Below are 15047 nucleotides of genomic sequence, written 5' to 3'. Positions count from 1 at the left end.
GCCGTCAGCCGGCGGTCACGTGCGGTCGTCGGTCACTCAACGGTCACTCGTCGTCGTCGACGAGGCTCTCCATCAGCTCGACGATGAACGCGACGGACGACTCGGACCCGGCGGCCGGCTCGACGTCGTCGTCCGCGTCGACGACGAGCAGCGGGATGCCGGGGCCGACCACGAGCTGCGCCATGTGGGCCACGCCACCGAGGCGCGCGGCGACCGGCACGCGGAAGGTGCGGTCGTCGTCGCTGAACTCCATGGCGGCGGCGAGCAGCACCTCGGCCAGCTCGTCGGTCACGATCAGTTCCTGGCCTGCGTAGAACAGCGTCTTCATGGCTGCCACCCTACGGGCGCGGCGCGCACGTGCCGTAGCCTCGGGCGCATGGCAGAGAAGCGAGCACCCCAGGTCGAGACCGGCGACGCAGACGTGACCCGCGCCTCCTTGGAGCTATCGCTTCCGGTGTCGCTGCTGGCGGGCGTCGTGCGCCGCGCGGTGCAGTCGACTCCCGCGTTCTCGTTCACGTCGGCCGACGAGCAGGGCGCGCGGCTGATCCGCCGCTCGGCGACGGCGAGCGACGCCGACACCGTCCACCTCGTCTTCGAGGAGGCGGGCGCGGGCAGCCGCGTCTCCGGCGAGGTGCACGCGCCGGCCGGCACCATCGGCGTCAGCGTCAAGAAGCGCGACGCGGACACGATCGCGCTGTTCGACGCCATCGCCTCGGCGGCCGGGCCCTTCTAGCCCCTCGCCCTTGTCAGCGGAGCCGAGCCGCCCCAAGCCCGACCCCGAGACCGAGAACGGCCGGCCCCTCCCAAAAGGTGCCGGCCGCGTTCCCGAGGACGTCGAGCGCCGGGTGGTGGGCTACGACGCGGCCTCGTCGTCGTCGTGCCGGTCGGCGCTGATCGTCGGGATCGACGCCGTGATGACCGAGCCGTCGGCCCGGACCAGCCCGCGCAGGTCGCTCGTCGTCGGCACCCTCGTCGTGATGCGGGGCCCCTGGTCGTCGAGCGCGACGCGCACCGGGCGATCGCTCGGCACCTCGACGGTCTCGCCTCGGACGCTGACCGTCAGGCCCTCGCCGTCCTCGACGGTGAACACGATCTCGTCGGCGGCCAGCTCGACGCGGAGGCGGCTGCCCTTGACCGTGAGGCGGAACGTGAGCTCCTCCCAGTCGGCGGGCAGGCGCGGGTCGAAGCTGATGCCGCCGAGGTAGTCGCGCATGCCGCCGTAGCCGTTGACCAGGGCGCTCCAGATGCCGCCGGTCGACGCGACGTGGACGCCGTCGGCCGTGTTGCGGTGCAGGTCGGCGAGGTCGACGTAGAGCGACGACAGGAAGTACTGCATCGAGAGCTGGTGGTGCCCCACCTCGGCCGCGATGATCGACTGGACGACGCCCGAGAGGGTCGAGTCGCCCGTCGTCAGGGCGTCGTAGTACTCGAAGTCGCGCAGCTTCTGCTCGGCCGTGAACTCGTCGCCCTGGAGGAACAGCGCGAGCACGACGTCGGCCTGCTTGAGCACCTGGAACCGGTAGATCACCAGCGGGTGGTAGTGCAGCAGCAGGGGGCGCTTGTTGGCGGGCGTGGCGTCGAGGTCCCACAGCTCCTTGTCGAGGAACTGCGCGTCCTGCGGGTGGATGCCGCGGTGCTCGTCGTAGGGGATCTCCATCGCCTCGGCCGCGAGCTGCCACCCGACGATCTCGTCGTCGTCGAGCCCGAGTCGGGCGACCATCCGCTCGTGGGCGACCGGCGACTCCTCGGCGAGCCTCGCCACGTAGCGGACCGCGGCCCGGAGGTTCGCTCGCGCCATCACGTTCGTGTAGAGGTTGTCGTCGACGACCGTCGTGTACTCGTCGGGGCCCGTGACGCCGTCGATGTGGAACCGCTGGTCGCCGTTGGAGCGCCAGAAGCCGAGGTCGGCCCAGAGGCGGGCGGTCTCGACGAGGATGTCGACCCCGCCGCGCTCCATGAAGTCGAGGTCGCCCGTGGCCTGCACGTACTGGCTCAGGGCGTGGCTGATGTCCGCGTCGATGTGGTACTGCGCGGTGCCCGCCGCGTAGTAGGCCGACGACTCCAGGCCGTTGATGGTCCGCCACGGGAAGAGCGCCCCGCGCTGGTTCAGCTCGCCCGCCCGGTCCCGGGCCGCGTCGAGCATGCCCAGGCGGAAGCGCAGCGCGTTCCGAGCGACGTTCGGGGCCGTGTAGGTGAGGAACGGGAGCACGTAGATCTCGGTGTCCCAGAAGTAGTGGCCGCCGTAGCCGGAACCGGTCACGCCCTTGGCCGCGATGCCCTGGCCGTCGGTGCGCGCCGTGGCCTGGGCGAGCTGGAACAGGTTCCAGCGCACGGCCTGCTGGATCTCGGGCTGGCCCCCGACGACGACGTCGGTCCGGGCCCAGTAGTCGTCGAGCCAGGCGCGCTGCTTGTCGAACATCGCCTGGGGCGGCTCCTCCGCGGCGCGGTCGAGCGTGCGGTCGCAGCGGTCGGCGAGCTCGCGCGGGGGCACGCCGCGGCTCGTGTGGTACGTCACCGTCTTGATCATCCGCACGGGCACGCCGGCCTTGGCCCGCACCCGGTAGACGTGCTTCGAGAGGTCGTCGTCGATCGACGACGACTCGTCCCACTCGTTGTCCGTCTCCATCAGGTGGTCGGCGCCGACCGCGATGGTCATGCCCGAGTTCGTCGTGCGGTAGCCGAGCACCGCGCGGGCACCGCCGTTGCGGGCCACCACGGGCTGAAGCACGCGCTCCTCGAACGACTCGGCCCGGCGCGGGTCGAAGGCGTCGGCCGCCGCGCGCATGCCCGCGTGGTACTCGTCGCCCATGTCCTGGCGGTTGAGGATCTGGCTCGAGATCAGCAGCGACGCGTCGGCGTCGAGCACGGTGACCTCGTAGTCGATGACCGCGAGGTGGCGGTCCTCGAGGCTGACGAGCCGGCGGCTCGTCACGAGCACGCGCTTGCCCGACGGCGTGCGCCACTCGACCTCACGGCTGAGGACGCCGTCCTGGAAGTCGAGCCGGCGGCAGTGCCGCAGGATGTCGGCCTCGAACAGCACGAAGGGCTCGTCGTCGACGTAGAGCCGGATGACCTTCGCGTCGGGCACGTTGACGATCGTCTGGCCGACCCGGGCGAAGCCGAACGCCTCCTCGGCGTGGCGGATGGGCCACGTCTCGTGGAACCCGTTCACGTAGGTGCCGAACGAGTGGCCGCCCCGGCCCTCGTCGGGGTTGCCGCGCAGGCCGAGGTAGCCGTTGCCGACGGCGAAGATCGTCTCGGTGACGCCTTCGTCGCCCTGGGCGTACTCGTCCTCGACGAGCGCCCATTCGTCGACGGGGAACCGGTGGCGGTCGAGCGGGTCGGAGGTGATGTGGTTCACGGCTGTGCCTCGGGGGTCTCGGTGCTGGTCGTGTCGGTGGTGCTGGTCGTGTCGGTGGTGCTGTTCGTGCCCGTGCGGGCCGGGTCGGGCGTCGAGGAGGCGCGGGCCGAGCCGAGCGCGGCCACCACCTCCTGCAGGTCGTCGACGACCACGTCGGCGCCGGAGCGGAGCAGGGCGTCGCGGCCCGTGCCCCGGTCGACCCCGAGCACGAGGCCGAACGAGCCGGCACGGCCGGCCTCGACCCCGCTCGTCGCGTCCTCGACGACGACGCAGTCCGCGGCCGTGAGGCCGAGTCGGCGTGCGCCCTCGAGGTAGGTGTCGGGGGCGGGCTTGCCCGTGATGCCCTCAGCCGCGGCCACCGCGCCGTCGACGATGACGTCGAAGCGGTCGCGAAGGCCCGCGGCCACGAGCACCGGCACGGCGTTGCGCGAGCTGGACACGACGGCGACCCTCACGCCCAGGGCGATCGCGCGGTCGAGGAACTCGACGCTGCCCGGGTAGGGCTCGACGCCGTTCTCGTCCAGCTCGGCCGCGAAGACGGCGTTCTTGCGGTTGCCGAGGCCGCGCACGGTCTCGGCGTCCGGGCTGTCGTCGTCCGTGCCCTCGGGCAGCTCGACGCCGCGTGCGGCGAGCATCGCGCGGACGCCGTCGTAGCGGGGGCGCCCGTCGACGTGCTCGAAGTAGTCGGCGTCGGTGTACGGGTCCAGCCCGTGCGCCGAGAACCAGTCGTTGAAGAGGCGGGACCAGGCGCGCATGTGCACCTCGGCCGTGGGCGTGAGCACGCCGTCGAGGTCGAAGAGGAGCGCGCCGAGCTCGCCGAGGCGGGACGCGTCGCGCGGGAGGGTGGAGGCCATGCACAGATCCTTGGAGGAGGGGGTCGGTCAGAGGCGTTCGGAGCGCCCCGGGGCGACGACGGCCCGTGGTGCGTCACAAGTCTGGCACCAGGGCGAGCTCGTCGGCGACGAGGCGCGCAGGGCACCGCCGACCGGGCGCGCCGAGGCCTGGACGAGGACGGCGTCGATGTCGTCGGCACCTGACAGCATGGGGTCATGAACGCGTCCCCGGAGCCCGGTGCACCCGCGCCCCTGGTCGACGCCGTCGACGTCATCCGCCTGGTCGGGCCTCGCGCTTTCTCCCGCGCCAAGGAGTACGCGAGGGACGACCACGTCCTCTCCTCCTCGTGGGACGTCGAGGGGCAGGCGCTCACGGCCGAGGTGCGCGGCAGCGTTGCCGCGCCCTACCGGTGCCGCGTCGTCCTCGCCCCGGGCCGGGGCGAGCACGGTCGCCCCACGAGCAGCGAGTGCAGCTGCCCGCTCGGCGGCGACTGCAAGCACGTCGCCGCCGCACTGCTGGCCAACAACGCCAGGGTGCTGACGCCCGGGGCCGGGCTCGTGCAGACGGCCTCGACCGCAGGAGGCGCGGGCTGGTCGACGGGCGTCGCCGGCGGCGACGAGACGGTCGCCTCCCCCGGCGCTGCCGCAGGGGCCGCGATCTCGACCGCGGCCGGCCCCGGCACGGGTCTAGCCTCCACTTCCTCTTCCTCCTCCTCTGACTGGCGTTCGCGCCTGTCGCAGCTCACCGATCCGCCGCGGCCGGTCGACGCCCGCACCACCCGGATGGGCCTCCTCTTCGAGCGTCGACCGCGGGCACGGCCCTCGCGCAGCCGGTGGGACGCCCCCTCGCCCGCACCGCTCGTCGACGCGCACGACCGGGCCTCGGGCGGGCTGGGCCGGGGCGGACCGAGCGCGGGCGGGCTGGCGACGGGCGCCTCCCTCAGTGGGCCGGCGGGCGCCTCCTGGCGTCTCGGGGTGCGACCGGTCAGCCTCAGCCGCACGGGCAACTGGGTGCGGGGCGACCTCACCTGGACGTCGCTGCCTTACCAGATGAACCGGTTGCAGATCGCGGCCGACGTGCACGCCTGGTTCGGCCAGTTCGCGGCCCTGCACCGCTCGGTGCACGCGGCCTACGTGCCGGGCGAGAGCGACTGGTTGATGCTCGACGACTTCTCCAGTCCGCTGCTCTGGCCCCTGCTCGACGAGGCCGACCGGCTCGGGATCGCCCTGGTGACGGGCAAGCGGAGCACCGACGTCGCCGTCGCCGCGAGCGCCCGCGTGAGCGTCGACGCTCGACGCGACGACGACGGGGGCCTCGTCCTCGTGGCGGGCGTGACGGTCGACGGCGCGCTGCGCACGAGCGACGACACAGGCACGGTGGCCGACCACGGCGTCTACCTCGTGACGCCCGGCCCCTCCTTGTCGATCGTGCTCGCCCCGACGCCGGTGCCGCTCGGCGACGAGCAACGACGGCTGCTGACGTCGGCGCGCGAGGTCGTCGTGCCCGCCGCCGACGCGGACGAGTTCCTCCGCGACTTCTATCCCTCGCTGCAGCAGGCCGTGGCGGTGACGAGCAGCGACGACTCGGTCGTGTTCCCCGAGGTGCTGCCGCCGCAGCTCGTGCTGACGGCCACGTTCGGCACGGGCGACAGCCTCACTCTCGCCTGGCACTGGGAGGTCGCAGGCCGCGTCGTGCCCCTCGGCTCGGCGGCGCCGGCGCCCGGGGTCGTCGTGCCCGACGTCGAGTCGTGGGGCGTCCCCGCCCGGGGAACGAGGCTCCGCGGGGTCGCGGCGGCCGAGTTCGCGCACGCGCGCCTCCCCGACCTCGAGGCTCGACGCGACGTCCGCGTCGACGTCGTCGGGGAGCGCCCCGACTACCGCGAGCTCACGGAGGCGCCGCACCTGACCGTGACGACGATCGAGACCGACAAGCGCGACTGGTTCGACCTCGGCGTGCTCGTCACGATCGAGGGGCGCACCGTGCCGTTCGTCCCGCTGCTCACGGCGCTGGCCAAGCGGCAGCGCAAGATGCTGCTCGTCGACAAGTCGTACCTCTCGCTGACGCACCCGGCCTTCGACGAGCTCAAGCGCCTGATCGACGAGGCGACCTCGCTCCACGAGTGGGAGGTGGAGACGCCGCGCATCAGCCGTTACCAGGCCGGGCTCTGGGCCGAGTTCGACGACCTCGCCGACGCGACCGTGCAGGCCGAGAGCTGGCGGCGGACGGTGGGCGGGCTGCTCGCGCTGGCCGATGCGGCCGAGGGTGCCGACGGCGCTGAGGGCGCCGACCACGGTGACCGTGGCTCTGCCGGCGTCGTGGCCGCTGCCTCCTCGGTGTCGGTCCCCGCATCGGTGACGGCCACGCTCCGGCCCTACCAGCTCGAGGGCTTCCGCTGGCTGGCGTTCCTGTACGAGCACGGGCTCGGCGGCGTCCTCGCCGACGACATGGGGCTCGGCAAGACGCTGCAGACGCTCGCGCTGGTCGCGCACGTCCGCGAGACCGAGGCGGCGGCAGCGGCAGCGGCAGCGTCAGCGGCAGCGAGGATCGGCTCCTCCGGCGGCGACTCCCCCGGCGACGACTCGCCCGACGCCCCGACACCTGCCCCGTTCCTCGTCGTCGCCCCCACCTCCGTCGTGTCGGGCTGGGCGTCCGAGGCTGCTCGCTTCACCCCGGGCCTCACGGTCCACACGATCACCGAGACCGAGGCGAAGAGCCGCGGGGGCCTGCGGGGGGCGGCGGCCGAGGCCGACGTCGTGGTCACCTCCTACGCGTTGTTCCGTCTCGACTTCGCGGCGTACTCCGCGCACTCCTGGGCGGCGCTGGTGCTCGACGAGGCCCAGAACGTGAAGAACCCGCAGTCGCAGGCGCACCGCTGCGCCGTCGACCTCGACGTGCCGGTGACGATCGCCATCACGGGCACCCCGCTCGAGAACGGCCTGATGGACCTCTGGGCGCTGTTCCGCATCGTCGCGCCCGGGCTGCTCTCGACGAGCGTCCGCTTCTCGGACGACTGGCTGAAGCCCATCGCGACGGGTGAGCGTCCCGAGCTGCTGCAGGCGCTGCGGCGTCGGATCCGGCCGCTCATGCTGAGGCGCACGAAGGAGCTCGTGGCACCCGAGCTGCCCGAGAAGCAGGAACAGGTGCTCCGCGTCGACCTGGCGCCGGCGCACCGAGAGCTGTACGACGCGTTCCTGCAGCGGGAGCGCCTCAAGCTGCTCGACCTCATCGACGACCTCGACCGCAACCGGTTCATCGTGTTCCGCTCGCTGACCCTGCTGCGGATGCTCGCGCTCGACGCGGTGCTGATCGACCCTGCCTACGACGACGTGCCCTCGGCGAAGCTCGACCAGCTGCTCGACGAGATCGACGACGTCGTCGCCGGCGGCCATCGTGCGCTCGTGTTCAGCCAGTTCACGTCGTTCCTGTCGCGCGTCGCCGACCGACTCGCCGAGAGGGGGGTCACCCACGAGTACCTCGACGGGTCGACGAGGCGCCGGGCCGACGTGATCGAGCGGTTCCGCTCGGGCGGGTCGCCGGTGTTCCTCATCAGCCTCAAGGCCGGCGGGGTCGGCCTCAACCTGACCGAGGCCGACTACGTCTTCGTGCTCGACCCGTGGTGGAACCCCGCCGCCGAGTCGCAGGCGGTCGACCGTGCCCACCGCATCGGCCAGACGAAGCGGGTGATGGTCTACCGGATGATCGCGAACGACACGATCGAGGAGAAGGTCCTCGCGCTCAGCCGCAAGAAGGCCGCCCTCTTCGACGCGGTCGTCGACGACGACGCCGTCTTCAGCTCGTCGCTCACCGCGGACGACATCCGCGGCCTGCTCGACGCCTGACACGCGCTGCCTCCGAGACGCCGGACGCGCGCTGCCTCCGAGCTGCCTGACGATCGCTCGCGAGTGCGGCGTACGGTCGCCGCATGGACGACACGACACCGACCGACCGCACGCCCGAGCGCGACGCCGCAGAGCTCGCACTCGCGATCGTGTCCCAGGCCGCCGCCATCACGCAGGGCGACGACGAGGCGCTCGACGCCAGCGACGACAACCTGCGCGAGGTCATCGCCGAGCAGGCCGACGAGCCGCTGACCGAGCAGCAGGAGGCGGTCGTCTCGACCCTGGGAGCCGCCGGAGGCAGCCTCGCGGCCGGCCTCAGCGCCGCCCTTGCCGAGGCGCGCGGAGTCGACGCCACCGTGGTGCTCGGCGCCACGGCACAGTCGATCCTCGCCCACGCGGACGACGTGCCCCTCGCGGAAGGTGCCCCCCGCGTCGACGACGCGTCCGACGGCCCGGCGGACGACCCGCGCCTCCCCTAGCTCGCGACCCGCGCCTCCTCGATCCAGCCCCGTCTTCCGCAAATGCCGACCCTCGGCACCGCATCTGGCTTCACACACCCGGAAGAACCACTATTGCGGGCCGCGTGGTCGGCATTTGCTGTCCTCCAGCGGGCTAGCGGCCTGGGCCGATGTCCCGTACGGGAGTCTGCGGGCGCGGCGCAGCCGCGCTACGGCACCAGGCGTGCGGCGCGGTACCGGTCGAAGAGCTCGGTGAACGCGCGCTCCGTGCGGCGGAACCCGACGAAACCGGCCTCGCGGCTCTTGCCCATGTCGGTGACGACCTCCATCTCGCGGCCGAGGTCGGCGTCGGTGTGCCACCACGACGCGACGCGTGCCAGGTCGGGCTCGACGAGGCCGTGACGTGCAGCGAGCGCCGCCCAGTCGTCCTCGCGACCGGTCATCTGCACCTCGAGCGGCTGCGGTGCGCCGGAAGGCCCGGAGACCAGCGCCGCGTCCACGCCGAGGTGCGCGGCGAGGCGGGGCCACATCCAGCGCCAGCGGAACACGTCGCCGTTGACGACGTTGAACGGCTCGTCCGCGCCGGCGGGGTCGGTCGACGCCCAGACCATGTGGTCGGCGAGCAGGCCGGCGTCGGTCATGTCGGTGAGGGAGTTCCACTGCGTCTCGCTGCCCGGGAACACGAACGGCAGCCCGTGCTCGCGGCTCAGCGCGGCGGCGGCGGCGATGGTGAGGCCCATGTTCATCGCGTTGCCGACGGCGTAGCCGATCACCGTGTGCGAACGGTGCACCGACCAGGTGAAGCCCTGACGCGCGGCGGCGACGAAGACCTCGTCCTCCTGCGCGTAGTAGAAGTTCGGGGTGTCGAGGCGCGGCTCCTCCTCGTGGAAGGGCGTGTCGGGCATCTCGCCCGCGGCGTAGGACTCGAACGGGCCGAGGTAGTGCTTCAGGCCGGTGACCAGCGCGACGTGCTGCACCGGCGCGTGCGCCAGGGCGGCGAGCAGGTCGCGGACCATGCCCGCGTTGACCGCGATGTTCTCGGCCTCGGTCTCCTGGCGCGACCAGGCCGTGAAGAAGACGTGGGTGGGGCGTTCGCCGGCCAGCGCCTCCTGCAGGCTTTCAGCGCTGCGCAGGTCGGCCGCGATGCCGCGGACGCCGGGAGCCGAGGAGGCGCGGCGCGACAGCGCGAGGACGTCCCAGCCGTCCGCCGTGAGGCGCTCGACCAACGCGGTGCCGGTGATGCCGCTGGCGCCGACCACGAGCGCGGTGCGCGGAGCGGCGTCGGTCGGGGAGGCCGAGGGGAGACCAGAGGAGTCGGCGGTCGGGTCGGACGGGCGGGCTGTGTCGGCAGAGCTCATCCGTGGTGCAACCGCGACGGCGGCCGTGCATTCCCGTCGGTCGGTCCCGCGCACCGGCCATCCGCCTCCTGAGTTCTCGTCAGCTCTCGACTGGCGAGCCGGGCCGCCCTATGCTCACGCGAATGAGGAACCCGTTCCGGCGCTCGACGACGAGCCCGCAGGACACCGCGGTCGCACCCGAGAACGCGCCCGTCCCCGAGCCCGAGCCCGCTCGGGAACCGGCCCCCGAGCCCCCGGCCGGGCCCACGGCGCCCGAGTCCCCGGCCGGCTCGCCCGGCTACCACCTCCTGCCGTCGCCCCGCCCCGTCGCCGACCTGCCCGGCTGGGAGGGGCTGCACCGCTCGTACACCGACGTCGTCGGCTACTCGCACCTGGGGCACGTGTTCCTCCACGACCGGCGGCAGGGCACCTTCGGGGTGCTGCACCCGTTCCGCGACGCCTTCAAGGACTACGGCCGCTTCGACTCCCTCGAGCACTTCGACGCCATGGTCCTGTCCGACGAGGGCTTCGACGAGTTCGTCCTCCGCCGCCCCCACCTCGACGAGGTCGCCCGCCGCACGGGCCCCCTCGGCCCCGACCAGGTGTACGTGCCCGTGCCGTACCCGTTCCTCGGGGGCGACGAGTCGCCCGACAGCTACGACCGCGGCGACGTCTGGACGTTCCTCAGGATCGTCCCGCAGATGTTCGCCCGGCAGCGGGCGCAGGAGGCGCAGGCCGAGTCCGCGGGGGACGCGCCGGTCGCCGACGGTCGCAGCGACTCGCCGGGCGCGCCTGCCTAGACTCGTCCCGATGTCCGAACGCCCCGCCTCCGACCGACCTGCCGACCGCGACGGGACGCCGACCCGGGCGGGCACGCCCGGCTTCGCCGACGGCCCGCGGGCGTACGACCCGCCACCGAGACGAGCCGCTGCTCCCGAGGCAGGACCTGAGGCCGACGTGGCTGCTCACGGCGGCGCCCCGAGCGCCGCGACCGACAGGACAGGCGGCAGCGCCGCCGGCACGCACCAGGAGGTGCCGGGGACGACCCGGGACCCCGCGGCTCCCTGGATCCCCACCTACCGGACGCCGCCGAAGGCCCCGGCCAAGGCGTCGGGGCGGGGGGCGCCCAAGACGCCCTCGGCACCGCGTCCGGCGCGGGTGCGCCGTCGTCGGGTCGACGCGCAGGAGATGCGCGACGTCCGCGCCCGGCTGCGCGGCACGATCTACGAGGGCACGACGCCGGCCCACGGCCACCTCGGCGACCTCTACTCGCCGCGTCAGATCGTCGACTTCTGCCTCGACCTCGGCGAGGTGATGCTCGCCTCGGGCGCCGACGTCCGCACGGTCGAGGTCGCGATCGTCGCGGTCGGCACGAAGTGGAACCTCGCCCCGCTCGAGCTCGACATCACGGGCACCGCGATCACGGTGCAGTACACGCCCCTCGAGGGCCCGCCGCTCGTGAAGATGCGCGTCGTCGCGGCCGAGGGCAGCGACCTGCACCGGCTCTCGCTCGTCTACCAGATCGTCGACGAGCTGCTGCACGACGAGCGCGACATGACGAGCGCGGTCGAGGGGCTGGTGACGGTGCTGCGCTCTCCCCCGCGCTGGCCGACCTGGATCACGGACGCGGCCATGGGCCTCTTCGGCGTCTCCGTCTCGCTGCAGGCCGGCGGCTCGCTCGCCGGCGCGGCGGGCGCCTTCGTCCTGATGGTCGGCGCGATGGTCCTCGGGCGCTGGCTCACCCGCAAGGGCATCCCGAACTTCTTCATCGTCGCCCTGCAGTCGGCGAGCGTCGCCGCCGTGGGGTCGCTCGCGATCTGGGCGGGCGCGGTCGGCGCCGGCAGCGCCGCCGCGATGGTGGCGGCCGTGGTGGTGCTGATCCTGCCCCACGTGACGATCGTCACCTGGGCCCAGGACGCCATCTCGGGCTTCCGCGCGATGGCGTTGTCCCGGGCGCTGATCATCGCCTTGATCGTGGCGGGGATCGCCGTGGGCATCCCCGGCGGGCTGGCCCTCACCTCCGGCCTGTCGATCGAGGTCGACCCGACCGACATCACGCTCCGGACCCTGCCGATCTGGCTCCTCCTCGTCACGACCTTCTTCGCCGCGTCGGCGACGGCCGTCACGCAGGGGGCCAACGCCCGCGTCGTGCCGGTCGCGATCGGCGTCGCGCTCGTCGGCACCGTCACCCTGTGGTGCCTGAAGCAGCTCGAGGTGCCCCTGCTCGGCGCGACGTTCCTGGTGGCCACCCTGCTCGGGGCGCTCAGCACCGTCATCGCGGCGCGCCTGCGCGTCTCGGCGACCGCCATCGCCGTGCCCGCCTTCTGCGGCTCGCTCCTGCCGTCGCTCGCCGTCGCCTCGGCGCTGCTGAACGTCATGGCGGGCACGGGCGGCGCGGCGCTCGACGTGGTCGGCTCCGTCTCGACGACGCTCGCCATCGGCGCCGGCCTGGTGCTCGGCAGCCTGCTGGCCACCCCCGGCGCGCGGCGCTCGCTGCGACGCCGGGTGAAGCGCGTCGTCGTGCAGTCCGAGCGGCTCGACACCTCGCCGATCAGCATCGTCGGCCCGCAGACGCCGGCGCCGGGGACGACGGGCTCGGCAAGCTCGGGTGGTTCGGCCAGCCCGACCGGCGGCGCCTGACCCGACCCGCCGGGCACGTCTCGGCGACCCGCCCGCGCCGAGCGGCCGTGGGAGCCCGCGTAGTCCTCTACCCTAGAAGGATGAGCGACACCACCGAGAACGACACGATCGACGCCGATGCACCCGAGATCGGTCCGACGTTCTCGGACCTGGGTCTGAGCGACCAGGTGCTCAAGGCGATCAAGGAGATCGGCTACGAGACCCCTTCCGCCATCCAGGCGGCCACCATCCCCACCCTGCTCGGCGGACGCGACGTCGTCGGCCTGGCCCAGACCGGCACCGGAAAGACGGCGGCGTTCGCGCTGCCGATCCTGTCGCGCCTCGACGTCTCGGCCAAGAAGCCCCAGGCGCTCGTCCTCTCGCCGACGCGCGAGCTGGCCCTGCAGGTCTGCGAGGCGTTCGAGCAGTTCGCCAGCGGCATGCGCGGCGTCCACGTGCTGCCCGTCTACGGCGGCCAGGCCTACGGCGTCCAGCTGAGCGCGCTGCGCCGCGGCGTCCACGTCGTCGTCGGCACGCCCGGCCGCATCATGGACCACCTGGCCAAGGGCACCCTCGACCTGAGCGAGCTGAAGTACCTCGTGCTCGACGAGGCCGACGAGATGCTCAAGATGGGCTTCGCGGAGGACGTCGAGACGATCCTCGCCGACACCCCCGACGACAAGCAGGTCGCGCTCTTCTCCGCGACGATGCCGCCCCAGATCCGCCGCATCTCGAAGCAGTACCTCAACGACGCCGAAGAGATCACGGTCAAGGCGAAGACCACCACCTCGGTCAACACCTCGCAGCGCTACCTGATGGTCTCGTACCCGCAGAAGGTCGACGCCCTCACGCGCATCCTCGAGGTCGAGGCCTTCGAGGGCATGATCATCTTCGTCCGCACCAAGAGCGAGACCGAGACCCTCGCCGAGAAGCTGCGCGCCCGCGGCTACACCGCCGCCGCGATCAGCGGCGACGTGGCCCAGGCCCAGCGCGAGCGCACGGTCGGCCAGCTCAAGAGCGGCAAGCTCGACATCCTCGTCGCGACCGACGTCGCCGCCCGCGGCCTCGACGTCGACCGCATCACGCACGTCGTCAACTACGACCTGCCGATCGACACCGAGTCGTACGTGCACCGCATCGGCCGCACGGGCCGTGCCGGCCGCAGCGGCGCGGCGATCAGCTTCGTCACCCCCCGTGAGCGCCGCCTCCTCGGCGCCATCGAGAAGGCGACGCGACAGCCGCTCACGCAGATGCAGCTGCCCACCCTCGAGGACGTGAACGTCACGCGCCTCGCGCGCTTCGACGACCAGATCACGGAGGCGCTGAACCAGGAGGCACGGATCAGCGCGTTCCGCGACATCATCGGCCACTACGTCGAGCACCACGACGTGCCCGAGGCCGACGTCGCCGCCGCACTCGCCGTCGTCGCCCAGGGCGAGACGCCCCTGCTGCTCGACCCTGCCGATGAGCGTCCCGCCCGTCGGGACGACCGACCGGCCCGCGACGACCGCGGCGCAGGCTCCGGGTCGCGCGACGACCGTGGCGGACGTACCGACCGCGGCGACCGTGCCGAGCGCGGCCCCCGCACCTCGAAGCCGATGACCGCCTACCGCATCGAGGTCGGCCGTCGCCAGCGCGTCGAGCCCCGTCAGATCGTCGGCGCCCTCGCCAACGAAGGCGGCCTCAGCCGGGACGACTTCGGAGCGATCCAGATCCGCCCCGACTTCTCGATCGTCGAGCTCGCCTCGGACATCAGCCGAGACATGCTCGACCGCCTGGCCGACACCCGCATCAGCGGCACGCTGATCGAGATCAAGCCCGACCGTCGCAGCGGCGGCGCGCCCCGTCGCGACGGCGACCGCGACCGCAAGCCCCGCTACTAGCCGCCGGCCGCCGGCCGCGGGCGCGGCTGCGGCTGCGGCTGCGCTGCGCTGACCACGCGTAAAGGGACAAAATACCTTCGGGCCCGAGGGCGTTTTGTCCCTTTTCGCGAATTCCCCTTCGTCGAAGAGCGCGGGAGGCGCGGCGCCAGCACCGGAGGCGCGGCACGCGCACGGATCGCGTGGGGAGCTACGCGGCGCGCTGGCGACGTGCGCGCACCTGGCGCCGCACGAACTGGATCACGGCGAGCACGACCATCGCGGGCACGAGCACCGACAGGAGCCCGCTGAGCCCGCTCTCGAGCATGCCGAGCGACACCATGTCGTCGGTGACCTGCCGGGCGCCGACGAGCAGTGCGACCCCGATGAGGGCCGTGACGAGCGACAGCACGGCGGCGAGCCCGAAGACGCGGAGGCCGTCCCCGCGCACGATCTGGATCAGCCCGTCGAGCAGGAACGACCCGATGAGCGGCAGCGCGACCGCGAGGAGCAGGACTCCCACGATCATCAGCAGCAGGCCCATGAGGCCGGTGGCGTCGAACACACGACCCCCTCTCGTCGCAGCGACCCTAGCGACGTCGTCTGGGCGACGTCTGCCGTCCAGCCGTGAGCGAGCCCAGGAGCGCGACCCGCGCCTCCTCGGGTCTCCTCGGGACTCCGGTCTGCTGGTGACGGCGGCGACAAGGCAAGATGGTCGTGCGACCTTCGTCGCCCCTGCC

The 15047-nt window shown here is 72.9% G+C and carries 11 protein-coding genes; 6 read left to right on the top strand and 5 right to left on the bottom strand.

Annotated features, from left to right (window positions below):
- Positions 1–43: 43 nt before the first annotated feature.
- On the bottom strand, positions 44–328 hold the full coding sequence (locus tag ITJ48_RS00430) for a hypothetical protein (RefSeq protein ID WP_192041525.1): 285 nt from the start codon (positions 326–328) through the stop codon (positions 44–46).
- 48 nt (positions 329–376) lie between these two features.
- Here ITJ48_RS00430 and ITJ48_RS00425 point away from each other — a divergent pair, with 48 nt between their 5' ends.
- The gene (locus ITJ48_RS00425) at positions 377–733 is read left to right on the top strand and encodes a hypothetical protein (RefSeq protein ID WP_192168974.1); all 357 of its coding nucleotides are present in this window, start codon (positions 377–379) and stop codon (positions 731–733) included.
- A gap of 120 nt (positions 734–853) precedes the next feature.
- On the opposite strand, the gene ITJ48_RS00420 is transcribed toward ITJ48_RS00425, so the two are convergent.
- Both ITJ48_RS00420 and ITJ48_RS00415 read right to left on the bottom strand, forming a co-directional pair.
- Positions 854–3361 (bottom strand): glycoside hydrolase family 65 protein, encoded by a 2508-nt coding sequence (locus ITJ48_RS00420; RefSeq protein ID WP_194611995.1) that lies wholly within the window; start codon positions 3359–3361, stop codon positions 854–856.
- Positions 3358–4215: an HAD family phosphatase gene (locus ITJ48_RS00415; RefSeq protein ID WP_194611994.1), complete on the bottom strand. Its 858-nt coding sequence runs from the start codon at positions 4213–4215 to the stop codon at positions 3358–3360. Before ITJ48_RS00415 ends, ITJ48_RS00420 begins: the two co-directional genes overlap by 4 nt.
- Before the next feature lie 195 nt (positions 4216–4410).
- Here ITJ48_RS00415 and ITJ48_RS00410 point away from each other — a divergent pair, with 195 nt between their 5' ends.
- Positions 4411–8034 carry a DEAD/DEAH box helicase gene (locus tag ITJ48_RS00410; RefSeq protein ID WP_194611993.1) on the top strand — a complete coding sequence of 1208 codons (3624 nt, stop codon included), beginning with the start codon at positions 4411–4413 and terminating at the stop codon, positions 8032–8034.
- An 83-nt stretch (positions 8035–8117) separates the two neighbouring features.
- The gene (locus ITJ48_RS00405) at positions 8118–8513 is read left to right on the top strand and encodes a hypothetical protein (protein ID WP_194611992.1); all 396 of its coding nucleotides are present in this window, start codon (positions 8118–8120) and stop codon (positions 8511–8513) included.
- 188 nt (positions 8514–8701) lie between these two features.
- Here ITJ48_RS00405 and ITJ48_RS00400 read toward each other — a convergent pair whose 3' ends face one another.
- Complete coding sequence (locus ITJ48_RS00400) at positions 8702–9850, bottom strand: SDR family oxidoreductase (protein WP_194611991.1); 1149 nt, start codon at positions 9848–9850, stop codon at positions 8702–8704.
- Between the two features lie 122 nt (positions 9851–9972).
- On the opposite strand from ITJ48_RS00400, the gene ITJ48_RS00395 reads away from it, so the two are divergent.
- The 3 genes from ITJ48_RS00395 (at position 9973) to ITJ48_RS00385 (ending at position 14331) form a co-directional block, all read left to right on the top strand.
- Complete coding sequence (locus tag ITJ48_RS00395) at positions 9973–10629, top strand: T6SS immunity protein Tdi1 domain-containing protein (protein WP_228506171.1); 657 nt, start codon at positions 9973–9975, stop codon at positions 10627–10629.
- A gap of 10 nt (positions 10630–10639) precedes the next feature.
- Positions 10640–12469: a threonine/serine exporter ThrE family protein gene (locus tag ITJ48_RS00390; RefSeq protein ID WP_228506170.1), complete on the top strand. Its 1830-nt coding sequence runs from the start codon at positions 10640–10642 to the stop codon at positions 12467–12469.
- Positions 12470–12549: 80 nt separating this feature from the next.
- Entirely contained in the window at positions 12550–14331 is a 1782-nt protein-coding gene (locus ITJ48_RS00385; RefSeq protein WP_194611990.1) for a DEAD/DEAH box helicase, read from the top strand.
- Between the two features lie 187 nt (positions 14332–14518).
- Here ITJ48_RS00385 and ITJ48_RS00380 read toward each other — a convergent pair whose 3' ends face one another.
- The gene (locus ITJ48_RS00380) at positions 14519–14872 is read right to left on the bottom strand and encodes a hypothetical protein (RefSeq protein WP_194611989.1); all 354 of its coding nucleotides are present in this window, start codon (positions 14870–14872) and stop codon (positions 14519–14521) included.
- Positions 14873–15047: the final 175 nt, after the last annotated feature.

Source organism: Frigoribacterium sp. VKM Ac-2530 (assembly GCF_015350835.1).
In the GTDB taxonomy this organism is placed as follows: domain Bacteria; phylum Actinomycetota; class Actinomycetes; order Actinomycetales; family Microbacteriaceae; genus Frigoribacterium.
The sequence above is the reverse complement of the archived record's forward strand: the minus strand, read 5'-3'. Positions and strand labels throughout refer to the sequence as shown.